The organism is Acinetobacter genomosp. 15BJ (genome assembly GCF_000400715.1).
Taxonomy (GTDB): Bacteria; Pseudomonadota; Gammaproteobacteria; order Pseudomonadales; family Moraxellaceae; genus Acinetobacter.
In genome coordinates this window covers 293,116-311,493 of record NZ_KE007345.1, presented here as the reverse complement: position 1 = coordinate 311,493, position 18,378 = coordinate 293,116, and the positions used below count along the sequence as shown (strand labels likewise).

General features: G+C 42.0%; 17 protein-coding genes and 2 tRNA genes. 10 read left to right on the top strand and 9 right to left on the bottom strand.

Going from position 1 to position 18,378, the window contains the following annotated elements; genetic code table 11:
• The 3 genes from F896_RS17805 to hisB form a co-directional block, all read right to left on the bottom strand.
• Entirely contained in the window at positions 1-543 is a 543-nt protein-coding gene (locus tag F896_RS17805; RefSeq protein ID WP_016162342.1) for a DUF805 domain-containing protein, read from the bottom strand.
• A gap of 154 nt (positions 544-697) precedes the next feature.
• Positions 698-1,315 carry an imidazole glycerol phosphate synthase subunit HisH gene (hisH, locus tag F896_RS17810; RefSeq protein WP_016162341.1) on the bottom strand — a complete coding sequence of 206 codons (618 nt, stop codon included), beginning with the start codon at positions 1,313-1,315 and terminating at the stop codon, positions 698-700.
• Positions 1,315-1,908, bottom strand: coding sequence for an imidazoleglycerol-phosphate dehydratase HisB (gene hisB, locus F896_RS17815; RefSeq protein WP_004803817.1), 594 nt, complete (start codon positions 1,906-1,908; stop codon positions 1,315-1,317). The genes hisH and hisB overlap by 1 nt, the downstream gene beginning before the upstream one ends.
• A 104-nt stretch (positions 1,909-2,012) precedes the next feature.
• Between hisB and F896_RS17820 the strand changes: the two genes are divergently transcribed.
• From F896_RS17820 to F896_RS17835, 4 genes are all read left to right on the top strand, one after another.
• Positions 2,013-2,390, top strand: a complete 378-nt coding sequence (locus F896_RS17820; RefSeq protein WP_005147436.1) for a GNAT family N-acetyltransferase — start codon at positions 2,013-2,015, stop codon at positions 2,388-2,390.
• A gap of 100 nt (positions 2,391-2,490) precedes the next feature.
• Positions 2,491-2,566: transfer RNA gene (locus F896_RS17825), tRNA-Phe, on the top strand.
• Between the two features lie 140 nt (positions 2,567-2,706).
• Positions 2,707-2,782, top strand: a tRNA-Phe gene (locus tag F896_RS17830).
• A 97-nt stretch (positions 2,783-2,879) separates the two neighbouring features.
• Positions 2,880-3,617 carry a class I SAM-dependent methyltransferase gene (locus F896_RS17835; protein ID WP_016162340.1) on the top strand — a complete coding sequence of 246 codons (738 nt, stop codon included), beginning with the start codon at positions 2,880-2,882 and terminating at the stop codon, positions 3,615-3,617.
• Positions 3,618-3,668: 51 nt separating this feature from the next.
• Here F896_RS17835 and F896_RS17840 read toward each other — a convergent pair whose 3' ends face one another.
• From F896_RS17840 to ompR, 3 genes are all read right to left on the bottom strand, one after another.
• Positions 3,669-5,183: an acetyl-CoA hydrolase/transferase family protein gene (locus F896_RS17840; RefSeq protein WP_016162339.1), complete on the bottom strand. Its 1,515-nt coding sequence runs from the start codon at positions 5,181-5,183 to the stop codon at positions 3,669-3,671.
• 302 nt (positions 5,184-5,485) lie between these two features.
• Positions 5,486-6,940 carry an ATP-binding protein gene (locus tag F896_RS17845; protein WP_016162338.1) on the bottom strand — a complete coding sequence of 485 codons (1,455 nt, stop codon included), beginning with the start codon at positions 6,938-6,940 and terminating at the stop codon, positions 5,486-5,488.
• 17 nt (positions 6,941-6,957) lie between these two features.
• Positions 6,958-7,722, bottom strand: a complete 765-nt coding sequence (gene ompR, locus F896_RS17850; protein WP_004657337.1) for an osmolarity response regulator transcription factor OmpR — start codon at positions 7,720-7,722, stop codon at positions 6,958-6,960.
• A gap of 339 nt (positions 7,723-8,061) precedes the next feature.
• Between ompR and F896_RS17855 the strand changes: the two genes are divergently transcribed.
• The 4 genes from F896_RS17855 to F896_RS17870 all read left to right on the top strand — a co-directional run bounded on the left by F896_RS17855 (position 8,062) and on the right by F896_RS17870 (position 12,592).
• Positions 8,062-10,416: a Tex family protein gene (locus F896_RS17855; protein WP_016162337.1), complete on the top strand. Its 2,355-nt coding sequence runs from the start codon at positions 8,062-8,064 to the stop codon at positions 10,414-10,416.
• Between the two features lie 240 nt (positions 10,417-10,656).
• Positions 10,657-11,487 (top strand): AraC family transcriptional regulator, encoded by an 831-nt coding sequence (locus F896_RS17860; RefSeq protein WP_016162336.1) that lies wholly within the window; start codon positions 10,657-10,659, stop codon positions 11,485-11,487.
• Positions 11,488-11,564: 77 nt separating this feature from the next.
• The gene (locus tag F896_RS17865; protein WP_016162335.1) at positions 11,565-12,278 is read left to right on the top strand and encodes an AzlC family ABC transporter permease; all 714 of its coding nucleotides are present in this window, start codon (positions 11,565-11,567) and stop codon (positions 12,276-12,278) included.
• A complete protein-coding gene (locus F896_RS17870; RefSeq protein WP_016162334.1) occupies positions 12,275-12,592 on the top strand; it encodes an AzlD domain-containing protein in 318 nt (105 codons plus the stop codon). The genes F896_RS17865 and F896_RS17870 overlap by 4 nt, the downstream gene beginning before the upstream one ends.
• 49 nt (positions 12,593-12,641) lie before the next feature.
• Here F896_RS17870 and F896_RS17875 read toward each other — a convergent pair whose 3' ends face one another.
• Positions 12,642-13,397: an SDR family oxidoreductase gene (locus F896_RS17875; protein WP_016162333.1), complete on the bottom strand. Its 756-nt coding sequence runs from the start codon at positions 13,395-13,397 to the stop codon at positions 12,642-12,644.
• Positions 13,398-13,505: 108 nt separating this feature from the next.
• On the opposite strand from F896_RS17875, the gene F896_RS17880 reads away from it, so the two are divergent.
• Positions 13,506-14,390 carry a LysR family transcriptional regulator gene (locus F896_RS17880; protein ID WP_016162332.1) on the top strand — a complete coding sequence of 295 codons (885 nt, stop codon included), beginning with the start codon at positions 13,506-13,508 and terminating at the stop codon, positions 14,388-14,390.
• A gap of 89 nt (positions 14,391-14,479) precedes the next feature.
• On the opposite strand, the gene F896_RS17885 is transcribed toward F896_RS17880, so the two are convergent.
• Complete coding sequence (locus F896_RS17885; protein ID WP_016162331.1) at positions 14,480-15,787, bottom strand: CitMHS family transporter; 1,308 nt, start codon at positions 15,785-15,787, stop codon at positions 14,480-14,482.
• Between the two features lie 344 nt (positions 15,788-16,131).
• Here F896_RS17885 and F896_RS17890 point away from each other — a divergent pair, with 344 nt between their 5' ends.
• Complete coding sequence (locus F896_RS17890; protein WP_016162330.1) at positions 16,132-16,908, top strand: HD domain-containing protein; 777 nt, start codon at positions 16,132-16,134, stop codon at positions 16,906-16,908.
• Positions 16,909-16,960: 52 nt separating this feature from the next.
• Here the strand turns inward: F896_RS17890 and F896_RS17895 are convergent, their stop codons facing one another.
• Positions 16,961-18,253: an MFS transporter gene (locus F896_RS17895; protein WP_016162329.1), complete on the bottom strand. Its 1,293-nt coding sequence runs from the start codon at positions 18,251-18,253 to the stop codon at positions 16,961-16,963.
• Between the last annotated feature and the right edge of the window lie 125 nt (positions 18,254-18,378).

Genomic DNA, 18,378 nt, shown 5'->3' with positions numbered 1-18,378 from the left:
TTAAGCTTGACTGATCTGTTGCCCAATCTGAGTTTGTTGTTTTTCTAATGTGATTTCTTGATTGCTAGGTATTGCAATCACAGCAACAATAGCGATAACCAAACTAGCGACTATTAATAAAATATAAATCCAGCCTAAGATTTTTTCCCATCCGGCTGTTGTTCTAACTGGGCCAAAATTATTCGTTGCTTCTGTACCTTTTACACAGAATAAATAGATCATAAACAAGATGTTCAGAAAAGGAACGATATATAATAGTGATAACCATCCGCTAAGATTTCTATCATGTAGGCGGCGAATAGTAAAAACGAAAGATAAATATAAAAATATAATATAAATTATGCCGAATATTATCATCGCAGCTAGTGGGAAATCTGGAATTTCAGCGTTTTGACCATTTAATATCCCAGAAGAGAATCCAATAATTACAATGATAATCATCGCGATGATTGAGCTTAAAAATGTCCAGGCTGCATAGGATAGTCGGCCAAAACGACCTTTAGGACTGAGCGGATGATCCACGGTTTGAGTTGATGAATTCATTGTTATTCCTATCTAAGTGTTTTTATGGGATTGTAAAAGTTGAAAAATGTATCGTTTAGAATAATAAAGAAAATTTTTTTAAATTAAAGCTTAAATTATTTTATCAGTTGCAGATCAAGTGATAACTAAAAACTTGATCTGCATCGAATGATTCTTAAATTTTCCATTCCACAAAGTTTTTCAGCAACTGTAAACCCGCTGTATGACTTTTTTCAGGGTGGAACTGCGTTGCAAATAAATTGTCTTTGTGAATCGCAGCGCAAAAATTCACACCATAATCACAGGTTGCTGCAGTGACGGATGAATCTTTTGGCTCGACATAATAGCTGTGCACAAAGTAGAAGCGCGCATCTTGCTCAATGTTGTTCCACATTGGATGACTTGGATCAAGTTGATGCACTTGGTTCCAGCCCATATGTGGCACTTTTAAATTGGGAATTTCAGGGAAGTGTTTCCCCACACCCTCAAAAATACCCAATGCATCTACGCCACCATTTTCTTCCGAACTTTGTAACAAGGCTTGCATGCCTACACAGATGGCTAAAACGGGTTTGTTGAACGCGGCTTGATGCACCACGTCATCAATCCCTGCCTCACGCATACCTTGCATGCAGTCACGCATAGCACCGACACCCGGGAAAACAATTTTATCGGCTTTGGCAATTAGTTTCGGGTCATTGGTGACATCAACCGTCGCACCAACATGCTCTAGGGCTTTTGCCGCAGAGTGTAGATTGCCCATGCCATAATCAAGTAAAGCAATACGGGTCATTACAAACTACCTTTGGTTGAAGCGATGGTGTTTTCTGCGCGTGGATCAATTTCACAGGCCATACGCAATGCACGTGCTAAAGCTTTAAACACACTTTCAATCTGGTGGTGACTATTTTTGCCTTTCAGGTTATCAATATGCAATGTCATCAGCGCATGATTGACAAAACCTTGGAAAAATTCTGAAAATAAATCGACATCAAAGGTTCCGATGCGGGCACGTGTATATGGAATATCCATAAACAAACCTGGACGACCAGATAGGTCAACCACAACACGAGACAGTGCTTCATCTAATGGTGCATAAAAATGCCCATAACGACGTAAGCCTTTTTTATCGCCTAAAGCTTGCGCAAACGCTTGCCCCAAGGTGATTCCACAGTCTTCGACGGTGTGATGGTCATCAATTTCTAGGTCACCATCGCAATGAATGTCGATATCAAATAGACCATGGCGCTTGATTTGATCAATCATATGGTCTAAAAATGGAACTCCAGTGTTGAGTGTGCCTTGACCAGTACCATCGAGATTGAGACGAACTCGAATTTTTGTTTCGTTGGTATTTCTTACCACTTCACTGATACGTTGCGTCATGGACACGTTCCTCAAAAAACGTCAAAAATGATTGAATTAAAAACCAATAGTTTCGCTGTGACGAAAAAGTGACAGCATCATAGTTTGCTCAGGAGGGTTAATCAATGCCTATTACCGTACATGCTTACAGTTCTCTGGATAATCTAGGAATTCGTACTCAGCTAGAGCGACTTTACGATACCAGCCCAGAGTTTGGCGATGGGCAAGATGCAATGGAACAACTTGAACAAAATCTCCAGCAATATACCACAGTTTACACTGCTGAATTTAACACCAAAATTATAGGTGCAATTTGGGCGACAGGACAAGGTGAAAGCCGTGTTTTGGAATATATTGTGGTACATCCAGCCAATCGCGGGCGTGGGGTTGCAGAACGCTTGGTTGAAGAGGTGTGCCGTATGGAAGAAGAGCAAGGGGTTAAACAGTTTGAACCGGGGTGTGGGGCGATCCATCGCTGTTTATCACATATTGGCAAAATCTAAGACTTAGATTGCTACTTTGGAGCAAAATTAAGCGCTTAAGAGAAAAATCCACAAATTTGCTTGACGGGCTTAGGCAAACATTGTTTAATACGCCCACTTTGGCGTGATAGCTCAGTAGGTAGAGCAACGGATTGAAAATCCGTGTGTCCCCAGTTCGATCCTGGGTCTCGCCACCATAAATTTGTATTTTCAATCCCTGATCCCATCAGGGATTTTTTTTGCCCTAAAAATGATTGCGTGAAAAATGTGCATTCAAATCAAAAGCTCATGATAATTATTGACTATTCGGCTGAGATACGGCTTAATACACCCCATTGGCGTGATAGCTCAGTAGGTAGAGCAACGGATTGAAAATCCGTGTGTCCCCAGTTCGATCCTGGGTCTCGCCACCATATTCAAAAAGCCTCAAACGAAAGTTTGGGGCTTTTTTTATATTTAAAATATTTTGCTATATTAATGCTGAGTCAAAAATTTTAAGAATAGACCAGTATGAAAGACTTATTTTCTGAGCAAAGTGAACTTTATCAACAGGCGCGGCCAACGTATCCACAAGCGTTAGTAAACTGCTTAATACAACAGCTCAATGGCTTGGAGTGTGCGTGGGATTGTGGGGCTGGTTCAGGTCAGTTGACTCGACTGATTGCTCCTTATTTTCAAACTGTAATTGCTACAGACCTCAGTCAAAATCAGTTAGATCAAGCACCTGCATTGCCGAATGTGCAGTATTTACAACAAGCCGCTGAGCAGACCTCTTTTGCAGATCAGTCTTTTGATTTAATTACGGTTGCCCAAGCGATTCACTGGTTTGATTTTGAAAAGTTTTATGCAGAAGTAAAAAGAACATTAAAGGCAGATGGGATTTTTGCAGTCATCGGCTATGGTTTGTTAGAGCTTGATGATCAGGATTTAAATGAGCGAGTAGGGTGCCTCTATTTTGAGACTTTAAATGGCTTCTGGGATGCAGAGCGACGTTATATTGACGAGCAGTATCAAACGATTCCATTTCCCTTTGAGGAAATCGCAATGCCGCAGTTTCAGATCGAGTTAGGTTGGACGGGGTTGCAGTTGTGGGATTATCTCAATACTTGGTCTGCAGTAAAGCATTACCAAGATCAGCTACATGTCAGCCCTTTGGCGAGCTTACAAGACATCTTACAGATAAAACAGACGATTGGTGTCAGCTTTCCGATTTTGCTGAGAGTTGGACGTTTATCTCATTTAAAATGAAACAATAAAAAAGCATGCCGAGGCATGCTTTTTTATTGAAATCTGTTTTGCTTATGCAGATTTAGCCACAGCCACTTTCTCTAACATCTGGCCTGTTTCTTCAAAGTTAGCATGCCAAGACAGCGCTTCACGAAGAATGTGCGGGGTATGGCCGCCACGCTCGCAAGCACGATCAAAGTAATCGTTTAAAGCACCTTGATACATTGGATGTACGCAGTTGTCGATAATCACACGTGCGCGTTCACGTGGTGCTAAGCCGCGCAGATCTGCAAGACCCACTTCCGTTACGAGAATATCAACGTCATGCTCATTGTGATCGACATGGCTGACCATTGGCACGATTGATGAGATATCACCACCTTTGGCAATTGATTTGGTCACGAAGATCGCAAGGTGCGCGTTACGGGCAAAGTCACCTGAACCCCCAATACCGTTCATCATCTTGGTGCCGCAAACGTGGGTTGAGTTCACGTTACCGTAAATATCAAACTCAAGTGCAGTATTGATGCCGATAATACCTAAACGACGCACGATCTCTGGATGATTAGAGATCTCTTGTGGACGTAATACCAATTTGTCTTTGTAGTGTTCAAGATTACCGAAAACACGTTCGCCACATTGTGCTGATAAGGTGATTGAGCTACCTGAAGCAAACTTCATTTTACCTGCATCAATCAGTTCAAAAGTACAATCTTGTAGGACTTCTGAATACATGACCAAGTCTTCAAAATTCGAATCTTTAAGTCCCGTTAAAACAGCATTGGCAATTGAACCGATGCCTGCTTGTAATGGACCTAAATTTTTGGCTAAACGACCTGCAGCCACTTCTTGTTCGAAGAATTTAATCAGGTGGTTGGCGATGCCTTGAGTTTCAGCATCAGGTGGAGTCACTGTTGATGGTGAATCTGCTGTGTCATTGAATACGATACCCACGATTTTTGCTGGGTCGATTGGAATCGCAGTTGAACCAATACGGTCATCCACTTGCGTTAATGGCAATGGGGTACGGGTAGGGCGATAGGTCGGGATATAAATATCGTGTAAACCTTCAAAGTTCTCGCTCAGTGATGTATTGATTTCGACAATTACTTTTTCTGCAAAAATCGCAAAGCTTGCTGAGTTACCGACAGAAGTGGTTGGAACGATATGACCATCTTCGGTAATGGCAACCGCTTCGATCACCGCAACATCAGGACGTTTCAGTTGCTGGTTGCGCATTTGTTCAACGGTTTCAGACAAATGTTGGTCGATAAACATCACTTCGCCGTTATTAATGGCACGACGCAAAGTATTGTCGACTTGGAATGGCATACGACGTGCAAGAACACCTGCTTCCGTCAATTGTTTGTCTAAGTCATTGCCGAGGCTTGCACCGGTAATTAATGTGATTTTTAACGGATTTTTTTTGGCTTGTTCAACCAATGCTTGTGGGACTGCTTTCGCTTCACCAGCACGGGTAAAACCGCTCATACCAACCGTCATATCATTTTTAATAAACTGAGCTGCCTGCTCTGCACTCATCACTTTGTCATGCAGTGCTGCAAGACGAATACGACTTAAAGACATCATCCATTCTCAATATTGCTTTTCATTGGATATGGAGTTTAGCGCTAAAACATGAAAAGTGAATTGAAATAAGGCTAAGGTCTAATACAGCTGCATACGCTTTATTCATCTGCTTTTTAGTTGCTTATTTTCTGTGTGATATTTGCTTGAATTTATACAGGAAAGGAACATCGGGGAAGGGCGATTTTTAGGTTTTAATCAGTGTAAAACCGAACTAAAGCCATCAATCCAGTATAGATTGGAGTGAAGACTTTAGTCGAAGAGTTCTTAATAGAGGATAAGAGGCTGCTGATTGCGTAGCCTTAAAAATGCCCTGTTAGGGTTTGCTTTATTTTGTCGATAGCATTGTTTTGTGGTTCGTCACTGGGTGCTGTGGGAATGGGGAGGGAAATCACGACTTCCAAACCACCTTGTTCACGATTACGAATGTTGATCTGTCCTTGATGAATATCGACAATACGTTTCACAATTGCTAAGCCTAAACCACTACCTTGAATCGTTCTTGCTGAATTACCACGAACAAAAGGTTGCATTAACTCTTCTACTTGATCAGGTGGAATACCCTCACCATGGTCGGCAACCGTAATCATAATATGATCATCGACATGGCTGGCAGACAGTTCAATCGGTTCTGCACCATAACGTTTGGCATTATTAATCAAATTGGCAATCAGGCGTTTTAAAGACAAGCTGCGTGCTGGAATGATGGGTAACTCTTGCGCTTCAAAACGAATGTCCAGCGGTTTGAACTGTACCACCAGTTCCTGCAACAGCGTATTTAGGTTGGTTTCTGTGAGTTCTTCATCAGAGCCATCCCGCATGTAGGAAATGAACTGATTTAGGATCGCATCCATGTCATCTACATCGTAGATCAAACCTTCACGGAAGAACTCATCAGGGAGCATTTCTGCGGTCAAACGAATACGCGTCAACGGTGTGCGCAAATCATGTGAGATACCCGCCAACATAATCTGACGATCACGTTCGGTTTGTTCAAGCGTATATACCATATGGTTAAAAGCTTGGTTCACTTGACGGATTTCGAGTGGCCCATGATTGGTGTCGAGATAAGGGGCTTTGCCTGTTTTACTATAATTATTGGCTGTGTTTTGTAAGCGACGCAAAGGTCGGTTCATTTGTCGAACCAAAATTAAGATAATAATGGACGACACAATTGGAACACCAAATAACCAGCCGGCAATCAGTTCAACACTATAGTTGGTATAGGTTTTTAACGGTTCTCTAACCCAGTTCCCGTTCATTTCTGGAGTTTGAATCCAGATGCGTGGGATCGGTTTAAATTTAAAATAAACAGTGACGTTTTCTACACCCAACTCTTTAGCGAGTTTGGACTCAATTTGATTGGTAAACAGTTCTGCTAAGAATTTATCTTCAACTTTAGGGAATTCGTTTGGGTCAGTCACATATTCAATGCCGATACGATTTTTTAACCATGTATCGACATCTACTTCGCTATCGCGATGCAGAATACGGATATCTGGATTGTTGACCAGTTCCAATTCAATCGCGAGGTAGCGGGCATGTTGCTGTAATTCAGGAAGATAAAGTGTGCGCCAAAAGAACCACAAAGACATAAACAGGCTAAAAAACACCATGAACAGGACCAGAATGGTGGTGCGCATGGCAGCGGAACGCGGTTTAATTTTATCTAAAAAACGTTCCCATTTGGTTCTAGGCCTTTCGGAATAAGCCGAAAAGTCCGTAAATTCTTGTGGATCAATTGGTTCAAGTTTCAACGTTTAATTTCCCAAGCTTATTCAGCACCATCTGGAACAAAAACGTAGCCTACACCCCAAACGGTCTGAATATAGCGGGCACGGGCAGGGTTATCTTCAATTAAACGGCGTAAACGAGAGACTTGGACATCAATTGAACGTTCCATTGCACCCCATTCACGGCCACGTGCTAAGTTCATTAACTTATCACGCGTCAATGGTTCACGAGGATGCTGAACCAGTGCTTTCAATACGGCAAACTCACCTGTTGTTAGTGTTACAACTTGGCCTTCACGAGTTAAAGTACGGGTTGATAAATCCAAAGACCATGGACCGAAGCTGACCACTTCAACTTGTTGACTTGGTGCACCAGGTACTTCACGCACTTGACGACGCAATACCGCGCGGATACGTGCCAGCAATTCATTTGGATTGAATGGTTTTGGTAAATAATCATCTGCGCCCGCCTCAAGACCCGCAATACGATCAGAGTCACTACCACGTGCTGTTAGCATAATAATCGGTGTATCGATATTAGACTGGCGTAAACGACGACAGATGCTTAAACCATCTTCTACAGGGAGCATAAAATCGAGCACGATAAGCGAGAACAATTCACGTTGTAGTAAACGGTCCATTTGAGTTGCATCATGGGCAGTTTTTACCACAAAGCCTTTGTCTTCTAAAAAGCGTTGCAACAGCGTACGCAAGCGCACATCGTCATCGACCACTAAGATGCGTTCGACCCGGTCTGTCTCATGGTGTACAGTTTCCGTCGATTCGGCAGGTACAACTAAACTCATGATGTGCTCCTTTATCGTTTATTGTCATCGTCTTTATGCAATGCGATTGTGAAATATCAATAGACCTTTGAGTATACGATTCATTGCACAGTTTTGGCTATGTTATAAAGCAACAAATATTGCCAATAAAATCAAGAGATAGATACCAAATATATACAGGCAAAATTATGACAATCAATCTATTTTTCAATATTTAGGCGAAAAAATCTTGGTATTTTAGAAACATTCAGCGATTTGCATAAACTACTTGCACAATATTCAAAAAAACAATGGTGGATTTTATAGCCATGAACTTTATAATCAGTGCTTTTAGACTTAACCCTTGTGGAATCAATCACGATGACTGACTTAGTTCAGCAGTTGGCAAATGAACTTGCCGTACGTCCAAACCAAGTAGAAGCTGCTATTCGTTTAATTGATGAAGGTGCTAGCGTTCCTTTTATTGCACGTTACCGTAAAGAAGTCACGCAAGGCTTAGACGATACGCAATTACGTCAACTCGATACACGTTTAACTTATTTACGTGATTTATTTGAGCGTCGTGAGAAGGTGATCCAATCTTTACAAGAACAAGATAAATTAAGCGATGATTTATTGGCGCGTGTAAATGCAGCTGAGACTAAAAATGCATTAGAAGAAATTTACGCACCGTATCGCCCGAAACGTACCAGTAAATCATTTAAAGCAAAAGAAGCAGGCCTTGGCGCTATTGCTGAAAAAATTATTGCAGACCAAGTTGATCCAACTGAGGCATTGGCTGGTTTTAGTCATGAAGACTACCCAGATGCCGAAAGTCAGCTTGATGCGATTCAGCATATCTTGATTGATGATTGGGCACAAAATATTGCATTAACCACTGAATTAAAACAAACTTTTGCTAAAACTGCGGTATTGAAAAGTGCGGTTGCTTCTGAAGAGAAAAAAGAAGTTGGCAAAAAATTCCGTGATTATTTCGAGTTCTCTGAAAACTTTAATAAAGTCCCTTCACATCGTTTATTGGCGATGCTGCGTGGTCGTCAAGAAAATGTATTGGGTTTGAAAGTGGATGGTGAAGATGATGCACCATTGGCTCGTATTGAAACTGAATACAATCTTGAACAAATTCAACCACAAACGCGTCAAGATTATTTAAAGCAAACGGCTAAACTGTTTTGGCTAGGCAAGATTCGTCCACAAATCGAACATTCTTTATTAACCGATAAACGTTTGGCTGCTGAAGCTGAAGCTATGGATGTGTTTGCTGAAAACTTACGCCATTTATTACTTTCTGCACCTGCTGGTGGCCGTACGACTTTGGGTGTTGACCCTGGTATTCGTACAGGTGTGAAGCTTGCAGTGGTGAGTAATGCGGGTGATGTTCTTGCTCATAGCACGATTTATCCATTTGCACCGAAAGAAGACAAAGAGGGTTCTATTGCGGAACTTGCTCGTTTATGTCGAGAGTTCCACGTGGAACTTATTGCGATTGGTAATGGTACTGCAAGCCGTGAAACTGAAGCGGTTGTTGCTGAAATGATGGCGGCCAATACTGATCTGCAATTGACACGTATCACCGTAAGTGAAGCGGGTGCTTCTGTTTACTCTGCAAGTGAGTTGGCTTCACAAGAGTTACCTGAGTTGGATGTGTCAATTCGTGGTGCGGTTTCAATTGCACGCCGTTTACAAGATCCGTTGGCTGAGTTAGTAAAAATTGACCCTAAATCGATTGGTGTAGGTCAATATCAACATGATGTGAATCAAGCTGGTTTGGCAAAAACATTAGATGCCGTGGTTGAAGACTGTGTGAATGCTGTAGGTGTGGATGTGAACACCGCTTCTCCGGCGATTCTGGCTTATATTGCTGGACTAAATAAAGCAATTGCACAACAAATTGTTGAATACCGTAAAGAAAATGGTCGTTTTGATAACCGTCAAGCTTTGAAAAAAGTGCCGCGTTTGGGCGAACGTACCTTTGAACAATCTGCAGGTTTCTTACGTGTTCAAGATGGTTCTGAACCATTAGATGCATCGGCAGTTCACCCTGAAAGCTATGGCTTGGTGGAAAAAATTGTTGCGGCAAAAGCAACCACGGTAAAAGACATTATTGGTAACACTGAAATCATTCGCCAAGTGAAGGCAGATGAGTTTGTGGATGACAAATTTGGTTTACCGACTATTCAGGACGTTTTAGCTGAATTGGAAAAACCAGGTCGTGATCCACGTCCTGAGTTCCGTACTGCGAAATTCCGTGAAGATATTACCGAAGTTGCACAATTGACTGAAGGCATGCAACTTGAAGGCGTTGTCACTAACGTAACCAATTTCGGTGCCTTCGTGGATGTTGGTGTACACCAAGATGGTTTAGTGCATATTTCTGAACTTGCCAATGAATTTGTTTCTGATCCACATAAAGTTGTGAAACCAGGTCAAATTGTGCAAGTACGTGTGATGCAAGTGGACGTGGAACGTAATCGTGTTAACTTGAGTATGCGTGCTGAAGGTTCTGCACCAGCGAAAGCACCACGCCAACAACGTCCACAACAAGATCGTACTGAACGTTCAGAACGTAAACCACAAGGTCAACGTCCTCCGCGTAAAGAGGGTGACTTTAAGCGTCCGCAAAATAACAAGCCAAAAACTGAAAAACCACAAGAGCAAAAAATTGGTGGTTTAGGTGCCTTGTTGTTACAAGCAGGGATTAAAGGTTCTAAGTAATTAATTTAATAAATAAAAGCCTCTTCGGAGGCTTTTATTTTGAGCGTGTTATTGTGCCTTGTTCTAAGCGTGGAGATTTGTATGTCACTTCGCGCAATCATCGATATTAATTAAATCATTCTTTATAAATTAAGAAATATGTAAGAATTCAGATAAAATCAACAAACAGCAATTTTGTTCTATAAATCTATCTAAATCGCGTTAACCTGACACAATGCAAAGAATTCAAAGGAGGTCTTGATGTCGCGAAGACCTCGTGAACAAGTCGATTACTTACATCTAGAAGAACTAGGTGGTCTGGAAATGCTGAAAGCAAGCTACTATCAGCAGGAATTCTCACGGCATGTTCATGAAGGATTTTGTATTGGTGTAATTGAAGAAGGGGCACAACGTTTCTATCGTACAGGGGGCAATCATGTTGCACCACAGGGCGATATTATTTTGGTCAATGCCGATGAGGTTCATACAGGATCTTCTGCTGTAGAAACGGGATGGCGCTATCGTGCAATCTATCCAACCCCAGAAGTATTTCATGAATTGACAAGAGACCTCACGACCACACATGGCACAGCACCGTGGTTTAGAGAGGCGGTACTCCATGATGAAGGCTTAGCTCAACAATTTCGATTACTGTTCGATTTATTGGAACAGCCGAATAATACCTTGCTCAAACAGACTCTATTTTTATCCACCATTGCTTGGCTCGTGTCCAAGTACAGTCAGGTCAGGCCACAAGCAGTGGATTTAAGTAGTGCCAAACAGCGGATCCTCAATATCAAGGATTTTATGGCAAGTATGCCTGAGCAAGAGTTTTCATTAGCCACACTTGCAGAAATGGCCAATCTCAGCCAATGGCATTTCTTACGCCAATTTAAAAAACACGTCGGGCTATCGCCGCATGCATGGTTGGTACAAGCTCGGTTGCAAAAGTCACAAAAATTGTTAAGACAAGGGCTTAATTTATCTGAGGTTTCACAGCAATGTGGTTTTTCGGATCAGAGTCATTTTAGTCGTCATTTTCGTCAGACTTTCGGTATTACCCCTGGTGGTTATATTTCTTACCTCAAATAAAACAGCAATTTTATACAATTCTCTCTTATCAAATTTTGGCATAGTCATAAGGTCTTTTATGAGCAATTGTGATTTTGATGTTAAGTGAAAGCATAACCGATGATATACCAATGACGGTGTCACGGGCATTTCTAAATGGGGTGATTAAAATACTGCCGTTGTGTTTTGCAGTATTGCCTTGGGGGCTATTGGCAGGCTCGATGGCGATACAAGCAGGGTTGAGTACTGGACAAGCGATTGGCATGTCGGCTTTAGTCTTTGCAGGCGCAGCGCAGTTGATGACCTTAGGTTTAGTCATGGCAGGAACGCCTGCATTTACCATCATCATTTCAGTATTTCTGATTACCACACAGCATTATTTATATGCGCTGTATCTGCGGGAAGATATTTCCAAACAGCCTTTAAAACATCGTTTGCTGTTGGGCTTTTTGCTGACGGATGAATTGTTTGCGGTGAGTATTAAAAAACAGCAACACTATATTTATTATTTATTGGGTGCTGGAAGCTGTTTTTATCTGTGCTGGGTCTTGTTTAGCATTTGCGGGGTGCTGCTTGCCTCATCGGTGCCGAATCTTGATCAATATCATTTGGACTTTTCTATTGTTGCGACTTTTATTGCCATCGTGATTCCGTTTATTAAAAACATAAATACTTTGGTCGGTGTGTTGGTATCCGTGCTGTTGACCTTGGTTTTTCTGAGTCTAGGCATTAAAAGTGCCGCGATCTTGGCAGGAGTGATCGGTATGTTGACCGCGACTTGTTTACAGAATCTACGGGAGCGTGTGGCATGACTTGGTTCCTTTTGATTCTTCTGGCTGTGGTGGTGTTTATGAACCGCTATATTTTGCTAGAACCGAATATCCCGTTGCGATTACCGAAATGGTTTCAACAATCCTTACAGTATTCTGCCCCGTGTTTATTGACAGCGATTGCAACGCCGATTGTGTTTATGGATGAACATGGCGCATTTCGTTCGACTTTATTGAATCCGTATTTTTTGGCCACAATTTTAACCGTCATCATTGCATATAAGGTTAAACATACCTTATTGACCATTATCCTCAGTTTGGTGTGTTTCTATGCTTTGGTGTTTTTCTTGCCTTAGCGGGTTTGGGCATTGCGGTGTAATGCCCAAACCGTTGTCAGTATCGGACTTAACGGGTGGTATAACCGCCATTGGCAAAAATGGTTTGTCCAGTAATCCACCAGCCATCCGTAACCAAGAAGCGAACCAAGGGTTCAATATCTTCGATCTTGGTTAAGCCACCTAAAGCAGATGCTGATTTATGATAGGCCACGGCTTCTGGCGCTTCTTGACCGTAGAAAAAAGGCGTATCCATTGGGCCTGGTGCGACCGCAGTAACCGAAATGCCACGTTCACCAAACTCTTTGGATGCCGCACGGGTATAATGCTCGACGGGTGCTTTTAAGCCTTCATAGGTCGAATACAGCCCTGTATAAGCTGCAAGTAAACTGGTCACAATAGTACAGATTTTTCCATTGTCATTCAGATGACGACCTGCTGATTGAATAAAGAAATAGGCAATTTTGTTGTTGATATCATTCATACCATCGAACTCTTGTTCGGTGGTGTCTAAATAGGGTTTTTTCAGCACACGGCCCACAGTATTAATTGCAATATCGATTCCACCAAAGTTTTCTTTGGCGGCGATAAACAGCTGCTCAATATTTTGAATATCGGATAAATCAGCTTGTACCAAAACCGCTTTTGCACCGAGTGCCTGTACGTCTTTTAAGGTTTGTTCGGCATCGGCTTGGGTGGCAGCACTGTTGTAGTGAATCAATAAATTTGCACCTTGTTCAGCGAACTTACGTGAAATCAAACCGCCTAAGTTTTTTGCGCCACCTGTAATCAGTACGGTTTTTCCATTTAAATGATGCTGTGACATGGGGTTTTCCTTGGGTTGTTTTTGTATAAAAATGATCCTAATTGAATTTATTTGTTTGAAATAGTTGTTAGTATTGAATTGATTGTGCAAAAAAGTTGAACAATAAAAATGGATAAGATTGATCGTTTAAAAATCTTCTGTTTGGTGGCAGAGAAGCAGTCTTTTGCACAAGCCGCGCTGCAATTGGGTTTGCCACGCTCCAATGTGACTTATGCGATTCAAACACTTGAAAAAGAATATGAGGTATTACTGTTTTATCGCACCACACGTAAGGTGGCTTTAACTCATGAAGGTAGTTTGTTTTACGATGAAGCCATACGTTTGGTGACACAGTTAAAAGAGTTGAACCGTTTTAACACCCATGTGCGTAGTCAGGAAGGGAAGGTCAGTATTGGTATGCCGAAACGCTTAGCCACACAAGTTCTGATTCCTCATTTATCCGCGTTTTATCAGCACTATCCCAAGGTCAAAGTATTGATTAATGGCAGTGATGATTTCTCTAATTTGATTGAACAGCAATTGGATTGTGTCGTGCGTGTTGGGCAGGTGAAGGATGAATATTTACTGATCAGACCGATTACCCAAACCCAAATCTGGACTCTTGCATCCCCGCAATATTTGGCAGAATTTGGTGAACCGAGTCATTTTGATGAGCTGCAACAGCACTTCGCCGTGGATTACCATGTCGCTAAACATTATCGAGAGTGGAGTGAGCTTTTATTCCAAGCGCATCGGGTCAAAATGCCTTATCGTTTATTGGTCGAGAATACTGAGGCCTATATTCAGGCAGGTTTAGCAGGCATTGGCATGATTCAAATTCCTGAATTTGATGCAGCGCCTTATGTACAGCAAGGGCAGTTACAGCGATTATTTACCGATATTCCAAGCTTACAGTTACCCGTCAGTCTGTTGCTAACCGACCGCCAATACCGTCCTAAATATTTTCAGGACTTTATTGACTGGTTAGATGCATTGTTAAAAACCAAACTGTAATCGGAAAGCGAATGCTCGATTTAGGTGGGTGACGCATGCAGGCAATAAAAAAAGCATACCCGAGTATGCTTTTTTTATTTTGGCAAGAATTAATATAGGCCCAGCAAGAAACCAGCGCCTAAGGTGAAGAAGCTAAATAGCCAAATCCAGCCAAATGAATAGCGCAAATGGCGTCCCATATCAGTGCCTGTCAGTCCGACTGCAAGCCAAGTTGCCGGTGAGAATGGACTCACAAATGTTCCTGCATTGTTGCCAATCGCCATGGCGTACACGACCGAGTCAGCATTTACTCCAGCGGTAGCGGTAACCTCTTGCACAATCGGTAATAGCGCAAAGTAATAGGCATCGGTACTGGTAAAGATGTCCATCGGTACACCTAAGATCCCGACTAGAATATGTAAACTCCCGATCCAAGTGCTTGGTAGAATTTTAATTAAATCCAAGGCAATCGATTGCAACATACCTGACTCAGACAAGATCCCGAGAAATGCACCTGCAGCAAAAATAATGGCAACCATGCTCAATGCTTGTGGTGCATGACGACCAATCACTTCAATCTGTGTTTTCGGCTGTGGGAAGTTGACGATCAAGACCAATGCAAGGGCGATCATAAACACATAAGGCGCAGAGAATAGACCAAACGCCAAGCAAATGATTGCGGCAACGATCAGACCGAGGTTGAACCATAGATGCTTTGGTTTGGCATCTTCCTGAATATCTTCGGCAAGGTCTTTGGCCATGCAGTCTTGCTCAAATGGTGTGGTACCGAGAGCTTGTGCTGCGAGAATGCGTTTTTTCTCACGTAATCCCATAAATACGGCAAATACCATCATCCCTGCAACACCCACCACTTGAACGGGAATCAGACTATGCCAGAGTGTGGCAGCATCTAAACCTGTCGCGGCGGAAGCACGTCCCAAAGGTCCGCCCCATGGCACCATATTCATTACGCCCATACTACCCGCCATCAGCAATAGCATCAGATAGGGACTCATACCGAGCTTACGGTACAGGGGAAGTAAGGCAGGAATAATAATCAGGAAGGTTGCAGCACCAGAACCATCCAGATGCACAATTGCGGCAATCACAGTGGTCATCACGGCAACAATCACCACATTGCCACGCGTCATTTGCACCATGCGTTTAATCATCGGGTCAAAGACATGTAATTCTTTTAATATACTGAAAAATAAAATAGCGAATAAAAACATCGTCGCTACTTTGGTCACTTTGGCTAGACCAGCTTCAAAGAAGCCAGAAATCTCGCTAATCGAAAAACCAGCAATGAGGGCGCCAATAAGAGGAACAATCGACATGGCTACAATCGGACTGGTTTTTCCAGACATCAGTAGCACGACAATCGTCACAATAATTAAAATACCGATCAGCGTCAGCATTATTTACTCCCTTAAGTTGTAACCTCTTGTCATTGGAAAAGTGTTAAAAAATACACCAAAAATAAAAAAATAAAGCGCCGTCCATTATGCATAAAAACTTAATTAATTCTTATAAGTATGAATAAAAACTATGCAAAAAGCGGATTAAATGAACAAAATGTTTAATTTTAGCCAATAATATGACTAAAGTTACTTTCTGAATCATGTGATAGGTATGATAAAAATGTCTGTTAAATACAGATGTCGCGATGAGAAACGAGAAAACTGATCGCTATAATTTTGACTTTCGTAATTCTTTTGAGTAAAAATTAGAGTAATTGCTCTAATTTTAGAGAGGAACGAAAATGCAAATTGGTCGACAAGCTTGGATGGCTCAAACCTCAGGTGATTTATTCTTAAAAGATCGTATGCTGCTGTTGAGTCATAGCCTTTTTCCTGTGTTAAAACAAAGTATAAAAATGTATAGTTTGGCGAAGCGCAGCAGACCGAATGCCCAGCATGAATTGCATCTGGATGATCTTATCTTGCCTGATAGTGTAGATGTGCAGCGGGCTTTAGAGGAGATGCAGTCCTGTAGCTCAGCGTCTCTGCAAAATCATTGTCTTCGTACATGGTGTTATGCCATTGCTTTTGCCAAGATGCAAAACATGCAATGTGATGATGAATTATTAGCAGTTTCATGCTTATTGCATGATTTAGGTATGACAGAACCACATTATCAGCATCATCAAGATTGTCGTTGTTTCGCTGGACAAGGGGCGTATGCAGCAAAAGATTGGTCGCTTGAACAGGGTTGGCAACCACCCCGAGCGGATCAACTTTTTGATGTGATCAGTATGCACATGAATCCTTATGTTGGTCTCGATGAGGGGATAGAAGCGCATTTGCTGCAACAAGCGGCCAGTTGCGATGTGATTGGTAGTCGTGGTTTTGAGTTTTCTCATCAGTTCAGACAACAATTACAGCAGCAGTATCCTCGTTTGAATTTTAATCAAGCCATGATTGAATTTACGCAGCAGGAAGCACATGAACGACCAAAATCTCGTACCGCAATGTTAGTGAACAGCGGTTTCAAACAGTTAGTGAATTTAAATCCGTATGTAAAAGAATACCGTAAATAAAAAAACCACCTTTGCTTTTACAAAAGTGGTTTAGGTTTAGGACACAATTTATTTAGTGATCATGTTCCAGATATTCTGGTTTTTTCGGTAAGGCTAAGCTACAGAAGAAACAGATAATCAGCATGATAATCACGTAGACGAAGAAGGTATTTTCAATGCCCGCATCTTTAAATAATAACGCCACGGATGGCGCAGAACCACCAAAGAGCGCATTACCCACTGCATAGGAAAAACCGACACCTAACGCACGGACATGCGGGGGGAACATTTCAGCTTTGACTAGACCGCTGATTGAGGTATAGAAGCTCAGCAACATCATCAAGAAAATCAGTAACAGGGTGATAATGACAGGGGAATCAGCAAAGCTGCGCATACCTGTGACCATCACTGGATAAATAAAGATTGCGCTGAGTAAACTGAATGCCAACATGGAAGCACGACGACCAATGCGATCTGACAACATGCCAAACAACGGTTGCGCCAACATGAATACAAATAGCGCAGTGGTCATGATAAAGCCAACGGTTTTGCCATCCATACCAATATTGGTGAGGTAGGTTTTTGAATAAACCGTGACAACATAGAAGGTCAGTGAACCTGCTGATGTATAGCCGACAACCAATAGGAAGGTTTTCCAATGCTGTTTGAGCAGGGCAACTAAGCTACCTGATTCTTCGCGGTCAGCATCTTCATGTGACAAGGTTTCTTCTAAACGACTACGCGCAAGTAAAGAAAATAATGCAGCAATACCGCCGATGACGAAAGGAATACGCCAGCCACCATCATTCAATTGCTGTTCAGTCATAAAGCCCAGCAAGATCACCCCGAGTAAGCTTGCAAGTAACTGACCACCTGAAAGGGTGACGTACTGGAATGATGCAAAGAAGCCTCGTTGCCCTTTTAAGCCGAGTTCACTCATATAGGTCGCAACTGCACCATACTCACCACCAACGGAGAGACCTTGCAGTAATCGAACCATTAACAGTAAAAAGGGTGCCCACATTCCGACTTGATCATAAGTAGGTAAGGCTGCAAACAGAAATGAACTGAGTGCCATTAAGCAGATGGAAATGACCATAGACTGCTTACGGCCTTGACGGTCAGCAATACGTCCGAATAACCAACTCCCGATTGGGCGCATGAAAAAGCTAGCACCAAACACTCCCCAAACATAAATGGCTTTGGTGGTTGGTTCCATATCTGGAGCGGTCAATGCATGGGTAAAATAGGCAGCAAAAACGGCATAAATATAGAAATCGAACCACTCAACTAAATTCCCTGATGCCGCACCGACAATACCTTTGATACGACTTCTTTTTTCTTCCTTGCTATATGTCTGACTCATATATGTTCCTTTTCAACCAAGCAAGATTCTGTAACTGAATCTTTACAGAATGTTATATACCGCTAAAAAAGCATGAAAATGACACTATTTTGTATGTTTTTTATGAATGCATTTTTAGATAGAGA

Bases quoted from the DNA above. Each gene is read 5' to 3' on its own strand.
- F896_RS17820 (WP_005147436.1), top strand. From the start codon at position 2,013: ATGCCTATTACCGTACATGCTTACAGTTCTCTGGATAATCTAGGAATT.
- F896_RS17895 (WP_016162329.1), bottom strand. From the start codon at position 18,253: ATGAGTCAGACATATAGCAAGGAAGAAAAAAGAAGTCGTATCAAAGGT.
- hisB (WP_004803817.1), bottom strand. From the start codon at position 1,908: ATGACGCAACGTATCAGTGAAGTGGTAAGAAATACCAACGAAACAAAA.
- F896_RS17885 (WP_016162331.1), bottom strand. From the start codon at position 15,787: ATGCTGACGCTGATCGGTATTTTAATTATTGTGACGATTGTCGTGCTA.
- ompR (WP_004657337.1), bottom strand. From the start codon at position 7,722: ATGAGTTTAGTTGTACCTGCCGAATCGACGGAAACTGTACACCATGAG.
- F896_RS17855 (WP_016162337.1), top strand. From the start codon at position 8,062: ATGACTGACTTAGTTCAGCAGTTGGCAAATGAACTTGCCGTACGTCCA.
- F896_RS17865 (WP_016162335.1), top strand. From the start codon at position 11,565: ATGTTAAGTGAAAGCATAACCGATGATATACCAATGACGGTGTCACGG.
- hisH (WP_016162341.1), bottom strand. From the start codon at position 1,315: ATGACCCGTATTGCTTTACTTGATTATGGCATGGGCAATCTACACTCT.
- F896_RS17890 (WP_016162330.1), top strand. From the start codon at position 16,132: ATGCAAATTGGTCGACAAGCTTGGATGGCTCAAACCTCAGGTGATTTA.
- F896_RS17835 (WP_016162340.1), top strand. From the start codon at position 2,880: ATGAAAGACTTATTTTCTGAGCAAAGTGAACTTTATCAACAGGCGCGG.
- F896_RS17860 (WP_016162336.1), top strand. From the start codon at position 10,657: ATGTCGCGAAGACCTCGTGAACAAGTCGATTACTTACATCTAGAAGAA.
- F896_RS17870 (WP_016162334.1), top strand. From the start codon at position 12,275: ATGACTTGGTTCCTTTTGATTCTTCTGGCTGTGGTGGTGTTTATGAAC.
- F896_RS17875 (WP_016162333.1), bottom strand. From the start codon at position 13,397: ATGTCACAGCATCATTTAAATGGAAAAACCGTACTGATTACAGGTGGC.
- F896_RS17840 (WP_016162339.1), bottom strand. From the start codon at position 5,183: ATGTCTTTAAGTCGTATTCGTCTTGCAGCACTGCATGACAAAGTGATG.
- F896_RS17805 (WP_016162342.1), bottom strand. From the start codon at position 543: ATGAATTCATCAACTCAAACCGTGGATCATCCGCTCAGTCCTAAAGGT.
- F896_RS17880 (WP_016162332.1), top strand. From the start codon at position 13,506: ATGGATAAGATTGATCGTTTAAAAATCTTCTGTTTGGTGGCAGAGAAG.